Annotated in this window: 20 protein-coding genes; 14 read left to right on the top strand and 6 right to left on the bottom strand. The window is 61.6% G+C overall.

Translation table 11 applies throughout. From position 1 onward, the window contains the following. Window positions 1-369: 369 nt before the first annotated feature. Both Q0367_RS14670 and queG read right to left on the bottom strand, forming a co-directional pair. Entirely contained in the window at window positions 370-1,272 is a 903-nt protein-coding gene (locus Q0367_RS14670; RefSeq protein ID WP_298983138.1) for an NAD-dependent epimerase/dehydratase family protein, read from the bottom strand. Between the two features lie 141 nt (window positions 1,273-1,413). Then, window positions 1,414-2,631 (bottom strand): tRNA epoxyqueuosine(34) reductase QueG, encoded by a 1,218-nt coding sequence (gene queG / locus Q0367_RS14675; RefSeq protein WP_298983141.1) that lies wholly within the window; start codon window positions 2,629-2,631, stop codon window positions 1,414-1,416. A gap of 123 nt (window positions 2,632-2,754) precedes the next feature. On the opposite strand from queG, the gene Q0367_RS14680 reads away from it, so the two are divergent. The 13 genes from Q0367_RS14680 (at window position 2,755) to Q0367_RS14740 (ending at window position 14,815) form a co-directional block, all read left to right on the top strand. Beyond that, window positions 2,755-3,957, top strand: coding sequence for an MFS transporter (locus Q0367_RS14680; protein WP_297635045.1), 1,203 nt, complete (start codon window positions 2,755-2,757; stop codon window positions 3,955-3,957). 189 nt (window positions 3,958-4,146) lie between these two features. After that, on the top strand, window positions 4,147-4,848 hold the full coding sequence (locus Q0367_RS14685; protein ID WP_297635042.1) for a metalloregulator ArsR/SmtB family transcription factor: 702 nt from the start codon (window positions 4,147-4,149) through the stop codon (window positions 4,846-4,848). A 196-nt stretch (window positions 4,849-5,044) separates the two neighbouring features. Further along, window positions 5,045-5,854 (top strand): Fe-S cluster assembly ATPase SufC, encoded by an 810-nt coding sequence (sufC, locus tag Q0367_RS14690; protein ID WP_298983147.1) that lies wholly within the window; start codon window positions 5,045-5,047, stop codon window positions 5,852-5,854. A gap of 30 nt (window positions 5,855-5,884) precedes the next feature. Continuing rightward, window positions 5,885-7,300 carry a Fe-S cluster assembly protein SufB gene (sufB, locus tag Q0367_RS14695; RefSeq protein WP_297635036.1) on the top strand — a complete coding sequence of 472 codons (1,416 nt, stop codon included), beginning with the start codon at window positions 5,885-5,887 and terminating at the stop codon, window positions 7,298-7,300. A gap of 110 nt (window positions 7,301-7,410) precedes the next feature. After that, window positions 7,411-8,751, top strand: a complete 1,341-nt coding sequence (gene sufD / locus Q0367_RS14700; protein ID WP_298983152.1) for a Fe-S cluster assembly protein SufD — start codon at window positions 7,411-7,413, stop codon at window positions 8,749-8,751. A 290-nt stretch (window positions 8,752-9,041) separates the two neighbouring features. Further along, window positions 9,042-10,277 carry a cysteine desulfurase gene (locus tag Q0367_RS14705; RefSeq protein ID WP_298983156.1) on the top strand — a complete coding sequence of 412 codons (1,236 nt, stop codon included), beginning with the start codon at window positions 9,042-9,044 and terminating at the stop codon, window positions 10,275-10,277. Between the two features lie 218 nt (window positions 10,278-10,495). Beyond that, window positions 10,496-10,879 carry a Fe-S cluster assembly sulfur transfer protein SufU gene (gene sufU, locus Q0367_RS14710; protein ID WP_297635024.1) on the top strand — a complete coding sequence of 128 codons (384 nt, stop codon included), beginning with the start codon at window positions 10,496-10,498 and terminating at the stop codon, window positions 10,877-10,879. A gap of 55 nt (window positions 10,880-10,934) precedes the next feature. Beyond that, window positions 10,935-11,240, top strand: a complete 306-nt coding sequence (locus tag Q0367_RS14715) for a non-heme iron oxygenase ferredoxin subunit (protein ID WP_297635021.1) — start codon at window positions 10,935-10,937, stop codon at window positions 11,238-11,240. Between the two features lie 176 nt (window positions 11,241-11,416). After that, window positions 11,417-11,731 (top strand): metal-sulfur cluster assembly factor, encoded by a 315-nt coding sequence (locus Q0367_RS14720; protein ID WP_297635018.1) that lies wholly within the window; start codon window positions 11,417-11,419, stop codon window positions 11,729-11,731. Between the two features lie 299 nt (window positions 11,732-12,030). Then, window positions 12,031-12,264, top strand: a complete 234-nt coding sequence (locus Q0367_RS14725; protein ID WP_297635015.1) for a FeoA family protein — start codon at window positions 12,031-12,033, stop codon at window positions 12,262-12,264. A 6-nt stretch (window positions 12,265-12,270) separates the two neighbouring features. After that, window positions 12,271-12,876 carry a FeoB small GTPase domain-containing protein gene (locus tag Q0367_RS14730; protein WP_297635012.1) on the top strand — a complete coding sequence of 202 codons (606 nt, stop codon included), beginning with the start codon at window positions 12,271-12,273 and terminating at the stop codon, window positions 12,874-12,876. After that, a complete protein-coding gene (feoB, locus tag Q0367_RS14735) occupies window positions 12,812-14,560 on the top strand; it encodes a ferrous iron transport protein B (protein ID WP_297635009.1) in 1,749 nt (582 codons plus the stop codon). Before Q0367_RS14730 ends, feoB begins: the two co-directional genes overlap by 65 nt. Window positions 14,561-14,566: 6 nt before the next feature. Then, window positions 14,567-14,815 carry a FeoC-like transcriptional regulator gene (locus tag Q0367_RS14740; RefSeq protein WP_297635007.1) on the top strand — a complete coding sequence of 83 codons (249 nt, stop codon included), beginning with the start codon at window positions 14,567-14,569 and terminating at the stop codon, window positions 14,813-14,815. Window positions 14,816-14,987: 172 nt separating this feature from the next. Here Q0367_RS14740 and Q0367_RS14745 read toward each other — a convergent pair whose 3' ends face one another. The 4 genes from Q0367_RS14745 to Q0367_RS14760 are packed head-to-tail and all read right to left on the bottom strand — an operon-like array spanning window position 14,988 to window position 18,791. After that, window positions 14,988-17,387 (bottom strand): CHAT domain-containing protein, encoded by a 2,400-nt coding sequence (locus Q0367_RS14745; RefSeq protein ID WP_297635004.1) that lies wholly within the window; start codon window positions 17,385-17,387, stop codon window positions 14,988-14,990. Between the two features lie 15 nt (window positions 17,388-17,402). Continuing rightward, window positions 17,403-17,996 carry a GNAT family N-acetyltransferase gene (locus Q0367_RS14750; RefSeq protein WP_297635001.1) on the bottom strand — a complete coding sequence of 198 codons (594 nt, stop codon included), beginning with the start codon at window positions 17,994-17,996 and terminating at the stop codon, window positions 17,403-17,405. A 41-nt stretch (window positions 17,997-18,037) separates the two neighbouring features. Beyond that, a complete protein-coding gene (locus tag Q0367_RS14755; protein WP_298983162.1) occupies window positions 18,038-18,538 on the bottom strand; it encodes a DUF3368 domain-containing protein in 501 nt (166 codons plus the stop codon). Continuing rightward, window positions 18,531-18,791, bottom strand: a complete 261-nt coding sequence (locus Q0367_RS14760) for a UPF0175 family protein (RefSeq protein WP_297636666.1) — start codon at window positions 18,789-18,791, stop codon at window positions 18,531-18,533. The genes Q0367_RS14755 and Q0367_RS14760 overlap by 8 nt, the downstream gene beginning before the upstream one ends. A gap of 150 nt (window positions 18,792-18,941) precedes the next feature. Between Q0367_RS14760 and Q0367_RS14765 the strand changes: the two genes are divergently transcribed. After that, entirely contained in the window at window positions 18,942-22,808 is a 3,867-nt protein-coding gene (locus Q0367_RS14765) for an alpha amylase N-terminal ig-like domain-containing protein (protein WP_297636669.1), read from the top strand. Window positions 22,809-22,887: the final 79 nt, after the last annotated feature.

Here is a 22,887-nt window from a genome sequence, read left to right on the forward strand (position 1 = left end):
TCCGTTTTTGAGCGAGTTGACAACATCAAGACCTCGTGATATGCTTACGCCGCCTTTGGGTCAGGAACATACAGCGCATCTACCAAATGTCAGAATCATCCAGTGAAACATAATTTTTCCGCTTTGACATGACGCAAATGCCGTCTACCTTGCTTTGCGCCATCTTCCTGTTCCGTTTCCTGTTCTATCGCTTCCACCCGCGGCCTCTTCGCCGGCGTTTTCCAACTTTGCTCATGCAAAGCTTCTTTGTATGAGCGTCCCCGAGACGATGCTCCCCACACGCTGAACCCGCTCGGAGGTGAATAAGGAGAAGCAAAAGCAGCGGAGATCCCGCTGCTTTTGCTTAAGTGTGCAAGTGTGGCGAGAGACTCACCGAAGCAGTTCGGCCAACCCTTCTGTCAACGAGACGCGCGGGCGCCAGCCCAATTGCTGCAGCTTGTCGCTGCTTCCCGCCGAATGCAGGATATCACCCGCCCGCGGAGGGGCATAGCGGCAGTGAACGGGGCGAGGCGCCAACGCATCGAGAATTTCCAGCACCTGATTTAGCGAAACCGATCGACCGGTCGCCACGTGATATACACCGCCCCAGGCCAACCCGGCGCGCGTGGCGGCGAACAAATTGGCTTGAGCCACGTCGTGCACGGAGACAAAATCACGCGTCTGAGAGCCGTCGCCGAAGATCGTGCACGGTTCGCCCTGCTGAACGGCGGCGCACCAGCGCGCCAGCACGCCGCTGTAGGGCGAATCGGCGCGTTGCCGCGGGCCATAGACGTTGAAGTAGCGCAACACAACGGTCTCCATCGCATAGGCGCGCGCGTACATTTGGGCCCACTGTTCGGCCATCAGCTTGCTGGCGGCGTAGGGGACAAGCGGCTGCACAGGCGAAGTCTCGTCCTTGCACCCAGGCAGGTCGCCGTACACGGCGCAGGTCGACGCCAGCACGAAGCGACGAACGCCGTGACGTCGCGCCGCCTCGAGGACGGCGACCGTTCCGGTGGTGTTGACGTGATAGGTTTGCAGCGGTTCTCGCAACGACTGGGGAACGCTGACCAGCGCCGCCAGGTGAATGACGGCGTCGCAGCCTGCGGCGGCGCGCTCTGCGCTGTGTTCGTCGGCGACATCACCCTGGATGAATTCAACGTCCTGGGGCAGATTGGCGACGTCTCCGCCGGAGAGGTCGTCGAGGACGCGCACGCTGTGGCCGGCAGCCAACGCTGCTTCCGCCGTGTGAGAGCCGATGAAACCGGCGCCGCCGGTGATAAGTATTCGCATCGTCGAAAGAAAGTCTTTTTAAGCAACTCATGTAACGTGCGGCTGAGAGCCGCACCCACCATCACCTCAGGCTTTGCCTATTGTAGCGTAAAGGAGCGGAGAAACGCAGGACGATGCATTGTAGATTTCATGAATCACGAATCAGGTCTCGTTGAGGGCAAGCCGGATCTCTTCGCGCACGCGAGCGTCTGTCTCTTGCTCTAGCGCCATCGTCAGCAAGTTGGCCGCCGGTTCATGAGGCTGCCTGGCGAGCACGCGACCGAGCGCCCATGCGGCGTGGGCGCGCGCCACCGGCTCCGGGTCGGCGAGCGCCTGCGCCAGCGCGGGAACCGTGGTCGGAGCGCCCCAGTTGCCCAGCGCTACGCAGACGTTGCGCAACATGCCCGCCCGTCTGGCGCGCTTGATGGGCGATCGCGCGAAATGTCTGTTGAATGCTTCCTGATTGAGCCAGTAGGGATGTGCAGGATCGAAGCCTTCGAGCAGAGGCGGCGCCACGCGCTCGTGATGGGCGCGCAGCCCCGCCAACCGCGGCGTGCGCTCCTCCAGCCGCCGATTGTAAGGGCAGACCTCCTGGCAGATGTCACAGCCAAAGATGCGATTGCGGAAGGCGGGCCGCAATTGGCGCGGGATGATGGAGCGCGCTTCGATGGTCCAGTAGGAAATGCAACGCAGGGGGTCCAGCTCGTAGGGGCCCACGAAAGCGTCGGTTGGACAGGCGGAGAGGCAGCGGGTGCAGCGGCCGCAGGTGGCCGGCTTTCTCGACGCCTCTTGTTTTTCCGCCCTCTGGCGCGAAGTCCAGCCTTCCGGCAAACGCTCCGGAATCAGGAGGACGGCCAGAAAGAGCCAGCTTCCCGCAGAGGGGCGAATCGTGCAGCAGTTTTTGCCGGTGAAGCCGAGGCCCGCCACCGCCGCCCAGTCGCGTTCGAGCACCGGCCCCGTGTCCACCAGGCATTTCCCCAGGGCGGTGCGCCCCGTCCGTTCGCGGATGAAGGCGTCAAGTTCGTACAGCAGCGGCCGGATGATCTCGTGATAGTCGTCCCCCCAGGCGTAAGAGGCGATGACGCCGCGGCTGGGGTCATCCCGAATTGCGGGCGGGAGGTCGAACTGATGATAGTCGACGGCCAGCACGACCATCGTCTCGAAGGGGGGAGAGGAGGGGTCGGCCAGCAGGGCGGGGAAACGGCGTTTCTCCCGGTGGCGCTCCAGATAGGTCATCTCGCCGGCGCGGCCTGCGGCGATCCATGCGTCGAAGAAATCGGCGTGCGGCGCTTCGCCCACCGGCGCAAACGAGCACAGGTCGAAGCCGAGTTGATATGCCTGACGTATGGTCGCCTGAATCAAGGCTGGGGAAAGTTGCATCGATCTCGCCAAGGGAAATCTGATTTGAATTTGAAATAATTAGACCAGCCAATCATTTTGTTTTGTAGACTCTATGGTACGATGATGCTTATTGATCTATTGTGATTTGGGAGTAACAGCGTCATGGATAAAAAGCGATTGACTGCGGCTGCGTATGGCCATTTCTCGATCGATATTCTGAACTCCTCTGTGGCAATCATCTTAACTTTAGCTGCTTCTCATTTCAACCTGAGCATCGCCCAGATCGGCTTCGGCGCCATGATGTATCAAATGTTCGCCGCCATGAGCCAGCCCCTTTTCGGCGGATTGACCGACAAGCTCAACGGACGCTGGATCGGCGCCGTCGGCGTGTTGTGGACGGCGGTGTTTTTTGCCGCCGCAGCGTCTATGCCGACGTATCCGCTCTTCATCACGCTGCTGATGATCGGCGGGTTGGGCAGCGGCGCCTTTCATGCAGCGGGCATGGTGAACGCCTCCGCGGCCGGCGGCGCCAGGGCGGCGACGGCGACCTCTTACTTTTTCCTGGGCGGGCAGACCGGCCTGGCGTTGGGACCCATCCTGGCCGGCGTCGTGATCGGCAGCCTGGGATTGGCAGGGATGCCGCTGATGGCGTTGGTGGCGGTTCCGGCTATCGTGTTGATGTTCATGCACATGAACGACGCACTGCCCGCCGCGCCGAAATCTTCCGGCGTCGAAAAACAGAGCGGCGACGCCCGCCGCAATCATGCGGCTGCAGCCTGGTTGGTGACGGTGTTTGTGTTGTTCATCCTTCTGCGTTCCGGCGCCGCTCAGGGCTACGCCACACTTCTGCCCAAATACTATGAATCCGTCGGGTTCAGCCCGGCGCAGTTCGGCCTCATGTTAGGACTCTTTAACTTCGCCGGCGCCTTGGGCACCCTCATTGGCGGCCACCTTGGCGACCGCTTCAACCGCCGCACGATCATGATCGTCGCTTCGATCCTGAGCGTGCCCTTTGCGTTAGCCATGTTGCACCTCGGAGGCGTGGGCTACATGGTCGTCGCCGTGTTGGCCGGCGTGTTGCTGAGCATGCCGCACAGCCTGCTGATGGTGATGAGTCAGGAGTTGGCGCCCAATCGTCGCGGCCTGGCCGGGGGGCTGGTGCTCGGCTTCATTTTCGCCAGCGGCTCGTTCATGGCCTGGTTGGAGGCGATCCTCGCCGAGCAGGTCGGTCTGTTGTGGGTGCTCTCGGTCGTCGCCTTCTTGCCTTTCTTCGCCGGACTGGTCGCCTTTGCCTTCCCCTCGGATCGCAGAGCGCATCCGTCGACCACCCAGACGCCTACGCCGACGGCCGCAGCCGGGGACTGAATCGATAATAGGATGCTGCGTGGACGTCGGCCTTTCATTCCTCATTTTGATAATTAAAACAATTTCATTTGACAAAAATGTTTCCTCGTGGTATTGTTCAAAAAGGTAGGAATTGAAACGGGGCCGGCGGTGAACCTGAATCGTTTTTTCGCCGGTCGTCGTTTTCTTGTTCAGGTGAGAACAAGCAACATGACCTTGAATGCGCTTGGCAGGCGGGATTCTCCGCTCTGGCGAATTATCGAACACCTTCAACGCAACGGATCGGCGACGATCAAAGAGCTGGAAGAGGTGCTTGGCATCACGACGACGGCGGTGCGTCAGCACCTGCACACCTTGCAAGCGGAGGGATATATCGAGCGGCGCATCGTCCATGCAGGCGTAGGTCGTCCGCATCACGCCTATTTTGCGACCGCGCGCGTGCAGGAATTGTTCGCCTGCCATTGCGATGATCTGGCGCTGACACTGCTCGAGGAAGTTTTCCATCTGGAAGGGGAGCAGCGCGCCATCGAATTGTTGAATCGAGTGGGCGTGCGACTGGCGCAGAAATATGCGCCGTCTGTGCGCTCCTCGCTGTTGCAGGATCGCGTCGGCGAATTGGCCGCAGCGTTCAACAGCCAGGGCATCTTGGCGGACGCCGTCATCGACGAAGAAGGAACGATTGCGCTTCGCACCTACAACTGCCCCTTCCACGAGTTGGCGCAGGAGCATCGCGAGATCTGCGAGATGGATCGCGGGATGCTTGAAAAAGTGCTCGGCTCAGACGTCAGGTTGAGCCGGTGCATGATGGAAGGGCATACTGGCTGCACGTTCACCGTTCGACACAGAGAGGCGGCGCCGAGCGTGACCGACGGCGCGCCTGTGGAAGGCGCAACGCTGGGCGTTTCCGTGTGAAAAGTGCAGGGTGAATGTTGGGGTTTATGGCGAAATCGCATAGCATGAACCAGGCCAGGTTTCAATTCAGGGAGATCGGCGGGATTGGATGATTCAGTGCAGTCGACAGCCGATTTCAACCGTACCCTTTATATTCTTGAGTAGCGTATCCGATGAGTAGTGCACAAAGGTTTTGGAAAAAGAGGAGTTAACAGCAATGAGCGTTTTGGAAATCCGCAATCTTCACGCCGCCGTCGAAGATCGTGAAATTCTCAAGGGCGTCAATCTAACATTGCGCACCGGCGAGATTCATGCGTTGATGGGGCCGAACGGTTCAGGCAAGTCGACCCTGGCGTACGTCATCGCCGGCCATCCCCATTACGAAGTCACCGAAGGCGACATCCTGCTCGACGGCGAGAGCATTCTCGACCTGGAGCCGGATGAGCGCTGCAAGAAGGGCATCTTTCTGGCCTTTCAGTACCCGGTGGCGGTGCCGGGCGTGAGCGTTGCGAACTTCCTGCGCACAGCGGTGAGCAACGTGCGCGGCTACACCTCGCGGCCGGTCGACGCCGAGGGGCGCAGCGGCGTCATCGGCAGCAACCTCATGCCGATGCGCGAGTTCCGCAAAGAACTGAATGAAAAGATGAAGGAATTCAACGTCGACCCGAGCTTCGCCCGCCGCTATCTTAACGACGGCTTCTCGGGTGGTGAGAAAAAGCGCACCGAGGTGTTGCAGATGGCGATGTTGCAGCCGAAGTTCGCCATTCTGGACGAGTCCGACTCCGGCCTGGACATCGATGCGCTGCGCGTGGTGGCGGATGGCATCAACAAGCTGGCGACGCCGGATCGCGGCTTTCTGTTGATTACGCACTATCAACGCATCTTGAACTACGTCAAACCCCACTACGTCAGCATCTTCTACGACGGTCGCATCGTGATGACCGGCGGCCCGGAAGTGGCGCACATGCTGGAGGAGAAGGGCTACAGCTGGGTCGAGCGCGAGTTCGGCGAAGCTGTGACTGCGTAAGGCGACCTTTGCAGAGAAAGGACAACGACCATGGCCACCCATGCAGATCGAGAGGCGCTCAAGGGCGTCAAGGAAGAATACGAATACGGTTTTCACGATGAGATTGAGCCTGTTTTCAAGACGGAACGCGGGCTCAGCCACGACGTCATCGATAAGATTTCCGATCAGAAGAACGAGCCGCAGTGGATGCGCGAGTTCCGCCATCAGGCGCTCGACATCTTCTTTTCCAAGCCGCTGCCGACGTGGGGCGCAGACCTGAGCGGCATCAACTTCGACGAGATCGTCTATTATGTGCGGCCCACGGAAAAGCAGGGCAGAAGCTGGGATGAAGTGCCGGAGAGCATCAAGCGCACCTTCGATCGCCTCGGCATTCCGGAGGCGGAGCGCAAATTCCTGGCCGGCGTCGGCGCACAGTACGACTCCGAGGTCATCTACCACAGCCTGCGCGAAGAGTGGGAGCGCCAGGGCGTGATTTTCCTGGACATGGACAGCGGCCTGCGCGAGCACGAAGACATCGTGCGCGAGTACTTCGCCACCGTGATTCCGGCGGCGGACAACAAGTTCGCTGCGCTCAACAGCGCGGTGTGGAGCGGCGGCTCCTTCGTCTATGTGCCGAAGGGCGTGCATGTGGACATCCCGCTGCAGGCCTATTTCCGCATCAACGCCGAGAACATGGGGCAGTTCGAGCGCACGCTGATCATCGTCGAAGAGGGCGCCAGCGTGCACTACGTCGAGGGCTGCACGGCGCCGATCTATTCGAGCAACAGCCTGCACAGCGCCGTTGTGGAAATCATTGTCAAAAAGAACGCGCGCTGCCGCTACACCACGATCCAGAACTGGAGCACAGACGTCTACAATCTGGTCACCAAGCGCGCCGTCGCCTATGAAGGCGCCACCATGGAATGGATCGACGGCAACCTGGGCTCCAAGGTGACGATGAAATATCCGGCTGTCTACATGATGGGGCCGAAGGCGCACGGCGAAATTCTCTCGATCGCCTTCGCCGGCCGCGGCCAGCATCAGGACGCAGGCGGCAAGGTCATCCATGCTGCGCCCTACACCAGCTCGAAGATCGTCTCCAAGTCCATCAGCAAGGACGGCGGTCGCGCCAGCTACCGCGGCCTGTTGCGCGTCGCCAAAGGCGCGCATCACAGCAAGAGCAACGTTGTGTGCGACGCCCTGCTGCTCGATGAATATAGCCGCTCCGACACCTATCCCTACATCGAGATCGAGGAGGAGCAGGTGAGCGTCGGCCATGAGGCTTCGGTAAGCAAGATCGGCGAAGAGCAGCTCTTCTACCTCATGAGCCGCGGCATCGGCGAGGACGAGGCGGCGGCCATGATCGTCGGCGGCTTCATCGAGCCTCTGGTGAAAGAGCTGCCGATGGAGTATGCAGTGGAAATGAATCGCCTGATTCAGCTCCAGATGGAAGGCACGATCGGCTAAACCATCCGAATTGTGGACGGCGAGTTGTGCTTGCAGCTTTTTTACCCTATCCAGGATTGAAGCTGCACATAACTCGTCGTTTCACGATTTGAGAGATGAGGAGAGAAAACGTGAGCGTATTTGTTAAAGAAACCGAAAGCATTGCGCAATCCGTGCAAGGATTTAGCGAAGAAACTGTGCGCGCACATTCTGCGGCGCGCAACGAGCCGGAGTGGATGTTGGAATTTCGCCTGAACGCATGGCGTCAGTTCGAGCAGATGCCCTGGCCGCAGCCGACGGATGAATCCTGGCGGCGCACGCGGCTGACAGGCTTCGACCTCAACCATTTCAAGCCGCTGGCCGTTGCCACCGGTCAGGTGGAAAAGGGGGAGCTGTCGAAGTTCCTTCAGGACGAGCTAAACGAAATGGACAGCGCGGCCAGCATGGTCTTCGAGGACAGCGGCCTGCGCAATAGGATTCTGAACACCAACCTGGACGAGCACGGCGTCATCTTCACCGACCTGCAGCGCGCCGTGCTGGAGTATCCGGAGCTGGTGCGCAAGTATTTCATGACCGAAGCGGTCAAGCCCGATCTGAATAAGTTCACGGCGCTGCACGCCGCCCTGTGGGACACGGGCGCCTTCGTCTACGTGCCCGCCAAAGCGCGCGTGACGTTGCCGCTGCAGGTGATCCTGAACCAGTGCACGCCGGGCGTCGGCGGCTACCATCACACGTTGGTTGTTACAGAAGAGGGCGCGGAAGTGACGGTCGTCGACGACCTGCTGGGCGCAAAGGATGGCCTGCAGGCGAGCGTCGTCGAATTGATTCTGGGCGCCGGCTCGGTGGTGCGCTACATGAACCTTCAGGACTTCGAGCACAGCGCCTGGAACTTCCTGACCGGCCGCGCCGTGATGAGCCGCGATGCAGACCTGCGCTGGATTCAGGTGAGCTGGGGCAGCCGGCTGACCAAGGCGTTCCTGGACGTCGACTTGATGGGGCCGGGCGGTCACGCCGAGCTGTTGGGCATCTACTTCCCGACCGGCGAGCAGCATATCGACCATCAGACCTTGCAGCTTCATCGCGCGCCGCACTGCTTCAGCGACCTGCTCTTCAACGGCGCGCTCAAGGACAGGAGCCGCAGCGTTTACATGGGCGTGATCAAGGTCTTTCCCGGCGCACAGAAGACCGACGCTTACCAGCGCAACGGCAATCTCATTCTCGACCCGACGGCGCGGGCCGACAGTATCCCGGGGCTGGAGATTCAGGCCGACGATGTGCGCTGCACGCACGGCGCCACCGTCGCCCAGGTCGAAGAAGAGTACGTCTTCTACCTGATGGCGCGTGGCTTGAGCCGCCCCCAGGCGGAGCGCATGATCGTGCAGGGCTTTTTCCAGGCCGTGCTGGATCGCGTGCCGGTGGAGAGCGTGGTCCACAAGTTGGAGAGCGTGATCGAACGCAAAATCGGCGGCTGATCCGCTCACAAATTCTGAAGCGGACGACAGGAGATTGCGAGATTGGGCGGATTTCCCGCGCTGGCTCTCAATCTCCTGATTTTTTCCCAATCCGGCGCCTCGCCTCTCGACGGAGGGGGCCGACCAGGATTCACGCCGCAGCGCCGTCTCGGAGCGGCGATCCGGATGGATAGCAGTAGATTCAGCGCAAAGCAGCAAAGAGACGACGATTCTTGGATGAAGCGAGCGAAACGCCGTAAAATGGTTGAGTGGCGAAGTGAGCGTGGAAGCGCAAAGGACTGGCGAAACTCATGAAAGTTGCTGACCGAACCATTGCTCGGCGGAGTGACTTCCCCATTTTGCAACGCGTGCTGCCGAACGGGCGACCGCTCGTCTATCTGGACAACGCAGCGAGCAGTCAAAAGCCGGAATGCGTGATTCGAGCCATAGACGACTATTATCGTCGCTACAACGCCAATGTACACCGTGGGGTGCATACCTTGAGCGAGGAGGCGACCGCAGCGTTCGAGGAGGCGCGCGAGAAGGTGGCGAAGTTTATCAACGCGCCCAGCGCGCGACAGATCGTCTTCACGCGCGGCGCAACGGAGGCCATCAACCTGGTCGCCTATTCCTGGGGACGCGCCAATCTGGGGCCTGGCGATGAGGTGCTGATCACCGAGATGGAGCATCATGCCAACATCGTGCCCTGGCAGATCGTGCAGGAGCAGCTCGGTTTCACGTTGCGCTATGTTCCGATCACTCCCCAGGGACTGCTTGACCTGGACAGCCTGCCCGAGCTGCTCACCGAACGCACCAAACTCTTCTGCTTCGTGCACGCCAGCAACGTGGTGGGGACGATCAATCCGGTGCGCGAGCTGGTGGCGGCGGCCCGCGCCGTTGGCGCCAAGGTGTTGATCGACGGCGCACAGAGCGTTCCGCACATGCCGGTCGATGTGCAGGCGCTCGACGCAGACTTTTACGTCTTCAGCGGCCACAAAATGTGTGGCCCGACCGGCGTCGGCGTGCTCTACGCCAAACGGGAGCTGCTCGAGGCGATGCCTCCCTTCATGGGCGGCGGCGACATGATCCGCGAAGTGAAGATGAGCGGCAGCAAGTGGAACGCCGTTCCCTATAAATTCGAGGCGGGCACGCCGGCTATCGCCGAGGTCATCGGACTGGGCGCGGCGGTGGATTATCTGCAACAGGTCGGCATGGAGTGGGTGCATGCACACGAACGCGAGATCACGCAGTACGCCTATGCGCGCCTGTCAGAGGTGGAGGGACTGCGCATCTTAGGGCCAGGTCCAGAGCAGCGCGGCGGTCTCATCGCATTTACGCTGGACGGCGTTCACCCGCACGACATCGCAGCCATCCTGGACCGCGCCGGCGTGGCGGTGCGGGCAGGACATCACTGCGCCCAACCGCTGCATAGTCGCCTGGGCGTTCCCGCCAGCGCTCGCGCCAGCTTCTACCTCTACAACACCCTGGAGGAAGTCGATGTGCTGGTGGAGGCGCTGCACAGAGCGCAAGAGGTGTTTATGGTGTGAGAAATATACGGTGAACGAATATCCAATGAACTATGCATGGATTCAAGGGTGAGCGCGAATTTTTTGGCGCCGATAATACGGGTGGCTGGCACATTCATCCATTTGAGGATCCTGCTGATCACATAGAAACCTCCGGGAATTGTGCTGTCACGTTTGCTGAATTCATTGCACAAATTGCGCGCCGGCTTGATCTACAGACCTGATGAGAGGATGTTTGTGTGAGCGACGATCTGTATCGAGAAGCTATCATAGACTATTACAAACACCCGCGACGCAAGGGGCATCTCGAAAATCCGGACATTCAGTACCACGACCACAATCCCTTTTGCGGCGACGAAATCACCGTGGAGTTGAAGGTGAAGGATGGCGTGGTGGTGGACGCCGCATTCGACGGCCACGGCTGCGCCATCAGCCAGGCCACGGCCAGCATGCTGATGGAGGAGGTCGTCGGCAAATCGCTTGAAGAGATCAAGCAGATCGACAAGCAATACATCCTGGACATGCTGGGCATCGAGATCGGCCCGGTGCGGCTGAAATGCGCCCTGCTCCCGCTCAAAGTGCTGAAGGCGGGCGCGTACGGCCTCGAAGAATGGCCAGAGTAATCATACGATGGAATCATATGATGAAATTGTAGAGTCACGCACCATGAGCAATTTTGTGAAAGTCGCGAAGTTAACGGATGTGCCGGCGGGCGGCAGCAAACTGGTCGAAGTGAATCGCACCCGCATCGCCCTCTTCAACCTCGATGGCGAAATCTACGCCATCGAAGACGTCTGCACGCATGACGGCGGCCCGCTCGTCGAAGGCAAAATCGTCAACGGCTATCAGGTGCAATGTCCGCGGCATGGCGCCCGTTTCGACATTCGCACCGGCGCCGCCTTGAGTTTTCCTGCTTTCGAGCCGACGAAAACCTACGCGGTGCAGGTTCGAGACGGCGAAATCTGGATTGAACAGCCAAATTGAGGAAAGGGACGCGCTCTCTGCAGAAGTTACGCAAGACGCTGCGCAGCGAATCCAAGGCGTACGCGGCCCATCTGCAAGCGCCAGGAGCCAAACGCTTTTCCACTGCGCAATCGTCTGGTGCATAAAAAATCGTCTGGTGCATAAAAAACGGTCTGGTGAAGACATAGGAGGTTGCTATGGCATTGCCCACTCCCGATGAAGTGCGCGAAGTAATTCGCGCCAAAGTTAAAGATCCGGAGCTGATGATGAACGTCGTCGACCTGGGTCTGATCTACGACATTGAGGTCACGCCGGAAAAAACGGTCGAGATTACGATGACGCTCACCAGCCCCGGCTGTCCGGCCGGCCCGGAAATTATCACCAGCGTCCAGCGAGAGACGCACAACGCCTTCCCCGACGTGGAGGAGGTCAACATTCATCTCACCTGGTCGCCCTTCTGGAATCCGGACATGATGTCCGACGAGGCCAAAGAAGAGCTGGGGATTTTCTAGCGTCTGGTTGACAATTTCGCACTTTCCCCCGAAAGAAAGCGCCGCCGTCAGATGTGTGCATCGGCGATGTTGATTGCGATCGCACACGGATCTGCACCTGATTGCGGCGCTGTTTCGCGTGCCCACATTCCGTCCTTCACGACGCCGTTGCGCAAAGTGCGTTTAACGGCGCTTAAAGCCCCTTTCAACCCTCACCGCACCCGGCGGCGAGACGAAAGTCTTGCGCGCCCTCTTGATCGAGGAGAAAAGCCGCTTTATACTGGTCAAAAATCATTCGTGAATTTTAGAACAAGCGGTATATGGCAAGCGCATCCATTCCTCTTCATATCGCAGGCAGCGGCCAACCGCTGCGCTTGACGCGCATCACCGCCGGGCGCAAGCTGACGCGGCGACTCACCGAGTTGGGGCTTACGCCGGGCGTGCACATCGAAATCCTCCACGACCACGGCGGCCCCCTGGTGCTGGCCGTGCGCGATTCGCGGCTGGCGCTGGGTCGCAGCATCGCCAGCAAAATTCTGGTCGAAGTCGCATAAGGTCCTATGGCGATTGAAAAAATCCTCGTTGCGCTGGCCGGCAATCCCAACGTCGGCAAGAGCACCATCTTCAACGCGCTGACGGGCGACGAGCAGCAAATCGGCAATTGGCCGGGAAAAACGGTCGAAAAACGTTCAGGACTTTTGCGGTGTGGGCGCCGAGACGTGGAGATCACCGTCGTCGATCTGCCGGGCGCATACAGCCTCTCCCCGTACTCGCCAGAAGAAGAGATCGCCAGAGATTTCATCGTCGAGGCCTGGCCGCACCTGGTCGTCAACGTGTTGGACGCCGCCAACCTGGAGCGCAACCTTTATTTGACCACGCAAATTCTGGAGACAGGCGCGCCGTTGCTCGTCGTCCTCAACATGCTCGACCAGGCTCGCGCCAGAGGCGTTCAGATCGACGCCATGCGGCTCTCACAGGCGTTGGGAGGAACGCCGGTGGTTGAGTTGGTGGCGCGACGCGGCCAGGGCATGGATGCGCTGCGCAATCGCATCATCGAACTGGCGGTCGCCGTGCAATCGCAGAGAGAAGGAGCAGGCAGCGATGACCATGCTGTCGGAGATGCGCAGGGTTTCCAACACCCCGAACGCAATTCCTGTTGTGTATGATCCAGAGATCGAAACGGAGATTGCGTTGCTGAGCGCCGCCGTTGAGGTGCTTCCGACGCTGGCGCAGCGCTATCCGGCGCGTTGGCTCGCCATTCAACTGCTTGAGGGCGATGAAACGTTGGCGGGCAAGGTGCGTCGTCTGCCCGGCGGGGAAGAGGCGCTGGCTGCAGCCGCAGCCGGTCGAGCCCGCCTTGAAATGCTCTATGGCAACGAGGTTGACATCGCACTGGCCAATCGTCGCTATGAGTTTGCCCATCAGGCGGCGCAGGCCGCAATCGTGCGCCGTCCGGCGCGGCGTTTGAGCCGCTCGGATCAGATCGATCGCATCGTCACCCATCCGGTGTGGGGCCTGCCGATCTTTCTGGCGTTGATGTGGGTGGCCTTCAAGGTTACAGTGGACGCGTCGGCGCCGTTCGTCGATTGGATCGAACAGGCGGTGAACGGGCCGCTTGCCCGGCAGGTTGCTGCGCTGCTCACCCTTTTGGGCCTGGGCGGCGGCTGGCTGGAGAGCCTTCTGGTGGACGGCGTCATCGCCGGCGTGGGTGGGGTGTTGGTCTTTATCCCGGTGATGTTTGCGCTGTATCTCGTGCTGGGCGTGTTGGAGGACAGCGGCTATATGGCGCGCGCAGCGCTGGTGATGGATCGGCCCATGCGCAAAATCGGCCTGCAGGGCAAGAGCTTTCTGCCGCTGGTGGTCGGCTTTGGCTGTTCGGTGCCGGCCATCTACGCCACGCGCACGTTGGAGAGCCAGCGCGACCGCCTGCTCACTGCGCTGCTGGCCCCGTTGATGAGCTGCAGCGCGCGGCTGCCGGTCTACGTGCTCTTCGCCGCCGCCTTCTTCCCGCAGCACGCCAGCCTGGTGATCTTCAGCATGTATCTGCTCGGAATTCTCGTCGCAATCGGGGTTGGATGGGCGCTCAACCGCACGGTGCTCAAGAGCGCAGAGGCGAACCACCTCATCCTGGAGCTGCCGCCCTATCGCCTGCCGATCGCGCGCAACGTCTGGCGACAGATGTGGAATCGCACCTCCGCCTTCATTCAGAACGCTTCTACGGTGATCCTAAGCGTGAGCGTGGCGCTGTGGTTCCTGTTGGCGATTCCGGTGCGCGGGGAAGGCGTCGCCTTCGCTCAAACGCCGGTGGAGGAGAGCGCCTTTGGCGTGCTCGCCGGCGCGGCGGCGCCTGCCTTTGCGCCGCTCGGCTTTGGCAGCTGGCAGGCCGGCGGCGCGCTGATGAGCGGATTCGTGGCCAAGGAGGTCGTCGTCGCCACGCTGGCGCAGGTCTACCGCATTGAACTGCCGGAGGAGGAGACGCCGCCCGCTACGTTGGCCGAGGACGCCGCCTGGATCATCTCCAGCTTTGTACAGGCGACGTTCGATACGCTCAAGGCGGTTCCGTCGCTGGTCGGCGTCAATCTCTTCGGTGAAGAGGAGGAAACGCCTCCTTCCGCTCTGATGGAGGCGGTACAGCGCAGTTTTAAGCAGACCAGCGGCGGCCATGGCGCCCTGGCAGGGTTGGCTTTCATGGTTTTCGTGCTTCTTTACACGCCCTGCATGACGACGATCGCTGCGCTGCGCCACGAATTTGGCCCCAAGTGGACGGCCTTCAGCGTCGTAGGGCAGCTTGGGCTTGCGTGGATGATCTCCTTTGCAGTCTTTCAGGTCGGTCGCTTGTTGTTGGGATGACCCAAGATGTTATGGAAAGTTTTGCAAGAAGTGGAGGCGGCGCAGGGGCCGGTGACGCTCGACGAGCTGAGCCGTCGCCTTGACGTCGACCGCAGTGCGCTCGAAGGCATGATCCGGTTCTGGGTGCGCAAAGGGCGGCTGGTCGATGACAAGGCGGCTTCGGATGCAACTAAATTTGTATGCACCACCCACTATTGCAGCGGACTCTGCTCCATGGCGCACGCCTGTCCATGCATGGTGCGGGGAAGAGGCTAAGAGGGTGAGAGGGTGAGAGGGTGAGAGCTTGAGAGGGTGAGAGCTTGAGAGCTTGAGAGGGGGAAAGGCTGAGAGTTCTCCCGCTCTCCTGCTCTCCCGCTCTCCTGCTCTCCCGCTCTCCCGCTCTCCCGCTCTCCCGCTCTCAAGTTCTCAACCTCTCAACGCTGCGGGTTCAGTCGCCGGATGCTCCAATCTGGACTGTCGCGTTGGGGTCGCCGTACAGTGTGTAGGCCAGCCAAGTGGGATTGAGGGGGTCGAGCTCCCGAACGTGAAGGCGGGCGGCCTGCATCGCCTCGCCGAGCGTTGCGCCTTCGACCAGGCGACTGTAGAAGGTTTTGGAAAACTCTCCCGCCAGCGCATCGTGCACTTCCCACAGCGCGCCGACGAACGCTGCTGCGTTCGCCTCCTTGAAGAGCTTATCCGCCCAACCGCCCAGTCCGGTCAACCCAAAGTTGGCGCGGCCGCCGTCGCACGCGTTGAGAAAGACGAGCGGCGTCGAGCGACGAATGCCGCGCAGGAGACTACCGCGCAGATCGGCGGGATAGAGCGGTTCATCGGCCAGCTCGATGGCGGAGCGATCGGCGTCTTCGGGGTTGAACTGACCATGGGTGGCGATGTGCATGACCTGATAGCCGCCGGTCATCAGCAGGTCGAGCACCTCCTTGCGTCGCTGTGTGGGCCCCTCCAGGCGAACATTGCGCTGCGCTGCGAGCTGGTCGAAGAAAGCGCGTTCGGCGTCCACAGCGGACAGTCCCACCTCTGGCATCACCAGCGCAGCGACGTTGACCGCCATGCGCACGAGCGGCCCGCGGCCGGCCAGCCAGCGAGAGAGGCGGAAGCGCGTCGCCCAGAAGTCATCGACGTGTTCTTTGCCTTCGCTCGCATCCCAGTGATAGGGCTTGAGCAGCTCCCAGGGAATCCATGGCTCGTCGCTGGTGATCAGGAAGGACCGGACGGCGCCCGCCTCGCGCAGCGGAACGATGCGGGCGAAGTATTCTGTGCGGAATGTCTCCGGCAGCAGCTGCTCGAACAACCCTTCCGCCAGCGTCGCCAGCCGCAGCTCGGCGTCGGCGCGTTCCTCTTCGGTGAGATCGCCGGCGAGCACGCGCACCATCTCGTTGAGCGGCGCCAGCTCCTGGACGAGAAAAGCGAAGGGGTCGTCGCTCGTGAGCGGCGTTTCGCCCATAAACGTCCAGCGATAAGGAACGTCGAGGCGCGGAGAATCCAGCCAGAAGGCCAGCGTGTTCTCCTGCGCCTTCTTGACGACGCGCAGGTGCAGGTCGGCGGGGGGCGGCGGATTGCGTTCGAGGCGGGCGAACTCCGGCGCGCCGTCGCCGCGCGCCACGTTCACGTTGACGCTGACGGTGGGCGCCTGCGTCACTTCGGTCACAAAGGCGACGCCTCCGACCAGCCGCCCTTTGTGATAGAAGTCGATGGCGATGCGCTTTTTGCCGAGTTCGTCGCCTTTGAGCAGGAAGACCGCCGGGTCGGAATCCTGGTCGTGGCGCACGGTGATGGTGCGCTCCCAGCAGCGGGTTTCCTCCTCGAAGTCGGGCGCAAGGACGCGCACGGTGAGCGTTTCGGGCGGCGGCGGTTCGGCGCCCTGCGGGCGGAACTCCACAGGCACGACGCCGCTGACGACGGTCGTTTCCGGCGCTTGCAGCCGCAGGCGGACGATGAGCCAGTTCACTTCCCAGCGCCGCACGCTGGCCGGGAAGCGCACTTCGGTGTGGAAATTCACCTGAAGAGCATCTTCGGGAGGCGCAGCGGTCGCTTCCTCTGCGCCTGTCTGCGGCGCCGCAGCCTCCTGCTCCAAACCCGATGTTTCCGGCGCCGTCATTTCCAGCGATTTGGGGATGGCGACGCCGGTTTCTGAGCCGGTCGACGAGGGGAACGCTCCGGCGCTGCGGTGTACAATGCGTTGCGGCGTCTTCCAGCGCAAAAAGCGATCGCTCAGCGCTGCGACGAGGCCGGAAATCGCCTCCAGCTGATGCAACGCCTCCTCATACGCAGCGAGGGCGTTGCGAGATGAATCTTGCAGTGCGGCCTCCAGGCGGGCGTCGATGGCCTCGAGCGCCTGCCGGGCGGACGGAGGCATGCGGTTGAGCGCGCTTTCCGCCGCGCTGCGCAGGTCGGCCCACGCTGCGGGCGTTTCATCGACAACGTAATGCCAGCGTTGGATGGCAAAGGCAGGGGGGTCTTCTGCGCGCAGCAGTCGAATCAGCGCCTGAAGCCGCTCTGCGGTGAGCGGCGTGGTGCGCAGCAAAGGGAGACCGCGTCGGCCAGAAGGGCGTGAAGCGTCTGGACTCAGCGCGGCCAACGCGTCTAACTCTGCGCCAGCGATGCTGCGCACAAAGGGCAGGCGCAGCGCCTCCTCTGCAAATTTCGAGGCTGCGCTGCGAAAGCGCTCCTGTTCGGGCGCGGCGAGCATCGTCTCCAGCTCGTCAGCCAATGCGCGCCGCAGTCGATCCAGTGCAGGGATGGTGGTGCGCCGCGGCAGGTGGGGCCATTGTCGATAGAGGGCCAGCAACGCCTGTTCAAGCAGTTCGTCGGCGGATTGGAGTTGAGCCATGATGATCCTGGTTTATTATGAAGATTGTAAGGATTCAAAGTCCGCTTCCCAGACCTCGGGCGTGAAGGGCCAGCGCACCGCCGTGCAGACGATGCGCCACCGCTCCAGCATGTCGGGGGTGTAAAGAAATGGGACATAGCCCAGGCGCAGGTATGTCCGCAAGGCGGCGAAGCGCCATTCTTCCGTGTACAGATGAATGGGACGACACCCCTCCGCGAGCAGTCGCAGCGTGGCCGCGGTCGAGACGACGGCGCCTAGCCTCTTCCCCTGATGCTCTGGATCGCAGACCACCCAGCCCAGCTCGCCGCCTTGAGAGCCGAACTCTCGCTCATCCCGCAGCGCCATCGCCGAGGCCACAATGGCGTCGGTCGCCTCGTGAACGACCAGAAACCATCCGTGCGGCAGAATGCGCGGGCGCCAGGGTTGCAATCGCGCCTCATCCCAGCCGGGCCAGCCCGCGCGCGCCATGATCTGAAAGAAGGGCGCCTCGTCGCCGGGGCGATAGGTGCGCAGTGTATAGCCGGCGGGCAGGGGCGCATCCGGAGGAGCGTCCAGTCGGCGTTGGGGCCAGATCATGTGCAGTTGGGGGGGAGGGTCAGCGTTTGTCATCGGCTGGATTTCCGAAGAAGGGAACTGGGGTGCAGCGGGTCCTATTTTTCTCCGGCCAGATCGAGGGCGCGACGCACCAGCTCATCGCTGAGATAGATGCCTCCTTTGTGAAGCTGTTCCAACAATGGGCGTACTTCATAGACGTAACCCAACATCTTCGCTTTGAGAAGAACACCTATTGTGCCTGTAATGGCGATCCCTAGCCTTCGCGCATGCAACCTTCCGAGGCGCTCATCTATGATTAACAAATCGGCGTCGAGCTCTTGCGCTAAAGCAATTGCTTCTGCCTCTCCTCTGTCGAGATCCACCAATAGGTCGGCTCGACGCGGGTCAGATAATGGATGTACGCGCAGCCAGGGAGTCGATTGAAGGCCACCTATTGCTCCCACCCGCTTTTCTCCGCCTGCCAACGCCTCTGCATAAACTGCTGGGGGCATCAACACTTCGTCATACAAGTCATGCAACAGATGCAATTTCCCGATCAAATCGAGCGCAATGAGCGGCGTCGTATTGGTCACAACATAGCGTGGTGAATTAGGCATATTTCACATCTTCATCGAGCTCGTCGGCTTCTACGCCAATCGGTGAAAGATGAAAACGCGACAATGTAAACATAAATGCCACGCGAGACATATTGGCTAGACGCGCCGCCATACCGGTGGAGATGCGACCTAACTCATAGAGCTTTACAGCTAGCAACAATCGCGCTTCTGCAGCAAAGGTTTCTTCGTCTTCTTTCAGAGAAAGGAGCAAATCGTCCGGATACGATATGGTCAGCAAACGTTCCTTGGACATAATTTTTACCTGTGCCTCTGCCTTGTTCGACCAAAAACTCTCACTGAGGGGAATTATACGACCAACCGATCAGAATCATCAATCCCGCCTCAGAACCTCCACGAAAGCATGATATACTGAAGAAAATCCACGTTGAAAAGGAGCCGTCTCATGTCCCTATTTCGCCGCTGGTTGCAACTTGCCCTCGTCGTCGTTCTGCTGTGGATGCTCTCTCCCCTTGCGTCTGCAACGGCCCAGGCGCAGGAAGGCGTCGATGCCTCGTCCTCCACCCTGTCGGAGGCGATGGAGACAACCGTTGGCGATGGCCGCATCGCCGGCGAGGCCATTCTCCACGACAGCCGCAGCGACCGCTATCGCACGCCCTTCGGCGCGCAACCGACCGGCGCCGAGGTCACGCTGCGCCTGCGCACCGCCGCCGACGACGTCGAGGAGGCGACCCTGTTATGGGGAAGCGTGCGCGAGGGGGCCTTACGCTTCACGCCGATGCAGCGCGTCGCCCAGGATGACCGCTATGCGTGGTGGGAGACGACGATTGCGGTCGGCGACGCGCTCGATGTGCTCGCCTATCTGTTCAGCGTGCGCGATGCCGACGCCGTACTCTACTACGCTGATGACGAGCGCCACGACGGCGGCCCCGGCCGCAGCTATGCGGAAGCGCCCTCGATCGAAGCTGGATGGAACATTTACGTCTACGATCCCGCTTTCGACGCGCCTGCATGGGCGAAGGACGCCATCATCTACCAGATTTTCCCGGATCGCTTCCGCAACGGCGAGCCGACCAATGACCCCACCGCCGACGACTGGTTCTACCCCGAAGAGTGCGGCGGCCACGCGCGCCCCATCTCGCCCTGGAACAGCTTTGTGCCCGACCCAGAGCCGAACGATCCCAACCGCAACCCGGAGTGGCACGGCGCCTATAACTGCACATTTTTTGGTGGAGACCTGCAAGGAATTCAAGAAAAGCTGGACTATCTGCAGGCGCTGGGCGTGACGGTCCTCTATCTCAACCCGATCTTCGACTCTCCCTCCAACCACAAGTACGATGGCCGCGACTATCGCCAGGTGGATGACAACCTGGCCGTCGTGGGCGATTTCAAGGCCAGCAACGCCTACTTTGCGCAGTTCGCCGCCGAAGTCGCCGCTCGCGGCATGACGCTCATCCTTGACGGCGTGCCTAACCATTCATCGAGCGACAGCCCCTTCTTCGACCGCTACAGCCGTCATGAGACGCTCGGCGCATGCGAGAGCGAGGAAAGCCCCTACCGGGCGTGGTACTTCTTCGACCCGGCGCGACCGCCCGGAACCGGCGTCTGCGCAGGCGACGCAACATATCGGGGCTGGTTCAGCCTCTCGACGCTGCCGCAGCTGGACACCGCCAACGAGGCGGTCATCGACAACTGGCTGGGCGAAGAGGGCATTGCGCTGCGCTGGCTCGACCTGGAAGGCGTCGACGGCTGGCGCATCGACGTTGTGCCCGACGTGGTCAACATTAACCCCGATTTCTTCAAGCGGATGCGCGCGGCTGTCAAGGCTGCTTACCCGGACGCGCTGCTGATTTCCGAAACGTGGCGCGAAGACGAGGCGAGATTTCGCGTGCTGGGCGATGAGTTCGACTCGACGATGAACTATCGCTTTCGCCAGGCTGTGCTTGGATTTTTGCGCGACGACGATTTCGAGGACAACGATGGCCGCATTCCGGCCCTCACCGCCGGCGAGTTTGTCGGAGCGCTGACTGCGCTGCAGGAAGACTATCCGCCTGCCGCCTTCGCCGCCGCCATGAACTTGCTCTCCTCGCACGACGTCAATCGCGCGGTGCGCGTGCTCGACCACGACGGCGTCGACTTCGCTGCGCTGGAGCCGAACAACGGCTTTGAAGATGGTCGCAGACGGCTGGCGCTGGCGGCGGTTTTGCAGTTGACGCTGCCCGGCGCGCCGACCCTCTACTACGGCGATGAGGTGGGGCTGGTCGGCTTCGGCAGCGACGTCGGGCGCGACGACCCCTACAACCGCCAGCCGTATCCCTGGCCGGACGCCGACGGTTACGAGGATTTGCCGACGTGGCGTCAGCAAGACCTTGCGTTGCTGGAGCATTATCAGCGGCTCGGCCAGCTTCGACGCCAGCACAGCTTCCTGCGCACCGGTTCGTGGGATGTTTTGCTGGTCGATGACGTTGGGCTGGTGGTCTATGGCCGCAAGGACGCCAGCGGCGCCGCGCTGATCGCCCTCAACCGCAGCGAGATGGAGCAATCGGTCAGTTTCGACGCATCGGGCTATCTGCCCTGGGGGGCCGCGCTGCGCGACGCCTTCGGCGACGAGACGCTGACCGTCGGCGAGCTGGGCAACGTCTCCTTCACGCTGGCGCCGATGTCCTATCGCATCTGGCTCACCGCACCGGAGATTGACCTCCGAGCGCCGGCGACGCCGCAAATCACGGCGACCGAGGAGGAAAACGGCCGCATTCGCTTCACCATTGCGGGAGATGGCGACGCCGAGCGCTACGCTGTGCTTCGTTCTCCGGTCGACGGCGGCTACGAGGAAGTTGCGCTCCTCGCCGCCGGCGCGGAGCCTGTCGTCTTCACCGATGAAGGGCTGACCAACGGCGTCGCCTACTATTATCGCGTGGCGGCCGTCGGGCGCAACGGCCTGCGCAGCGAGCCAGGCGCCGCCGTGCGGCTCATTCCACATGCGCCCGTGCAGTCGGTGGTTCTCGAAGAGCCGCTCACCATTCAGCACACGCTGAGCGCCGTCGAGCCTTCTCGCGAGACGCGCGCCGCCGTCTTCGTCCCCGGCGTCACCGACGCGCCGGGACAGGCGCCGGGGCTGCTTGTGCAGGTGGGTTGGGCACCGGTCGAGACGGATGGAGCGTTCACCTGGAGAGACGCAGCCTACGTGACCGACAGCCAGGGCGGCGGCGACGTCTACGCCGCGCGCATGCTGCCCAACGCCGTCGGCGAATACGTCTTCAAATGGCGCGCGTCGACTACGGGCGGTCGCGAATGGACGGAGAGCCTCAATCAGGGCCGCATGACCGTCTTCCCGAATCCCGACACAGAACCGCCGCGCGCGCCCTTCCGCCTCGACGAAGTCGCCCGTTCGAGTTCGCTGATCGCCATCGGCATTCGCGTCTCGCGCACGCCCGACCTGCACGCTTTCCGCGTCTGCCGCGCCGACCTGACCGCAGGCGAGGAGGGCTGCGCCGTCAGCGTGGAGATTCCGAAGACTTCCTCCATCTTCACCGACACGACGGTGACGACCGGCCACACCTACGCCTACACCGTTCACTCGATCGACGCAGCCTACAACATTTCGCCGCCTTCGCCTGCCATCACGTTGACCGCAGAGCTGGCGATGGTGGAGGTGATCTGGCGCGTGCTTGTCCCGCCGGAGACGCCCGCCGAAGACACGATCTACATCGCCGGCGACAACACCGACGCTTTTCTGGCGCCCTACAATCCCGGTCTCACGCCGATGACGCCGGTCGACGAGCGGGTGTGGGAATACAGGGCCACGCTCAAGGAGGGCACGCGGCTGCAATACAAATACACGCGCGGCTCGTGGGAGACGGTCGAACAATGGGGGACGATTGCGGGATTCACCAATCGCCAGCTCACCGTGGTGAAAGGGCCGGATGGAACCATGCTGGTGGACGACACCGCCACCGACTGGGGCGGCGAAGGGCCGGACGATCGCCGCGCCATTCAGTTCTGGCGCGATCCGCTTGTCACGGCAGTCTCGCCCGCACCCGACAGCAGCGGACCGGCGCCGGCGCAAATCACGGTGGATTTCTCCATCCTGGTTTCGCCGGTGGGCGGAGACGCGTCGCAGGTGATCGTGGTGCAGGACGAAGCGGGCGCCCCAGTCCGCGGCGCAGTGGCGCAGACGAGCGGCCGCTCCTTCGCCTTCACGCCTGAGACGCCTTTGCAACCGGGTGCATACACGGTCACGGTCTTCAACGTCGAACAGACGACGCCGATGGTGAAACCCTTTGTGTGGACGTTCACCGTGACGGAACCATGAGGTTGGTAAAAAGACGCGCCTTGACATGATGGAATGCATGCACTAAAATGCACTTAGTGCATGCATTTTGCGGGAGGTG

Origin of the sequence: uncultured Caldilinea sp. (genome assembly GCF_937128415.1) — a bacterium.
Classification (GTDB): Bacteria; Chloroflexota; Anaerolineae; order Caldilineales; family Caldilineaceae; genus Caldilinea.

Excerpts from the sequence above, each read along its gene's own strand:
- Q0367_RS14670 (WP_298983138.1), bottom strand. The coding sequence starts at position 1,272 with ATGCGAATACTTATCACCGGCGGCGCCGGTTTCATCGGCTCTCACACG.
- queG (WP_298983141.1), bottom strand. The coding sequence starts at position 2,631 with ATGCAACTTTCCCCAGCCTTGATTCAGGCGACCATACGTCAGGCATAT.
- Q0367_RS14680 (WP_297635045.1), top strand. The coding sequence starts at position 2,755 with ATGGATAAAAAGCGATTGACTGCGGCTGCGTATGGCCATTTCTCGATC.
- Q0367_RS14685 (WP_297635042.1), top strand. The coding sequence starts at position 4,147 with ATGACCTTGAATGCGCTTGGCAGGCGGGATTCTCCGCTCTGGCGAATT.
- sufC (WP_298983147.1), top strand. The coding sequence starts at position 5,045 with ATGAGCGTTTTGGAAATCCGCAATCTTCACGCCGCCGTCGAAGATCGT.
- sufB (WP_297635036.1), top strand. The coding sequence starts at position 5,885 with ATGGCCACCCATGCAGATCGAGAGGCGCTCAAGGGCGTCAAGGAAGAA.
- Q0367_RS14705 (WP_298983156.1), top strand. The coding sequence starts at position 9,042 with ATGAAAGTTGCTGACCGAACCATTGCTCGGCGGAGTGACTTCCCCATT.
- Q0367_RS14720 (WP_297635018.1), top strand. The coding sequence starts at position 11,417 with ATGGCATTGCCCACTCCCGATGAAGTGCGCGAAGTAATTCGCGCCAAA.
- Q0367_RS14725 (WP_297635015.1), top strand. The coding sequence starts at position 12,031 with ATGGCAAGCGCATCCATTCCTCTTCATATCGCAGGCAGCGGCCAACCG.
- Q0367_RS14730 (WP_297635012.1), top strand. The coding sequence starts at position 12,271 with ATGGCGATTGAAAAAATCCTCGTTGCGCTGGCCGGCAATCCCAACGTC.
- feoB (WP_297635009.1), top strand. The coding sequence starts at position 12,812 with ATGACCATGCTGTCGGAGATGCGCAGGGTTTCCAACACCCCGAACGCA.
- Q0367_RS14740 (WP_297635007.1), top strand. The coding sequence starts at position 14,567 with ATGTTATGGAAAGTTTTGCAAGAAGTGGAGGCGGCGCAGGGGCCGGTG.
- Q0367_RS14745 (WP_297635004.1), bottom strand. The coding sequence starts at position 17,387 with ATGGCTCAACTCCAATCCGCCGACGAACTGCTTGAACAGGCGTTGCTG.
- Q0367_RS14750 (WP_297635001.1), bottom strand. The coding sequence starts at position 17,996 with ATGACAAACGCTGACCCTCCCCCCCAACTGCACATGATCTGGCCCCAA.
- Q0367_RS14755 (WP_298983162.1), bottom strand. The coding sequence starts at position 18,538 with ATGCCTAATTCACCACGCTATGTTGTGACCAATACGACGCCGCTCATT.
- Q0367_RS14760 (WP_297636666.1), bottom strand. The coding sequence starts at position 18,791 with ATGTCCAAGGAACGTTTGCTGACCATATCGTATCCGGACGATTTGCTC.
- Q0367_RS14765 (WP_297636669.1), top strand. The coding sequence starts at position 18,942 with ATGTCCCTATTTCGCCGCTGGTTGCAACTTGCCCTCGTCGTCGTTCTG.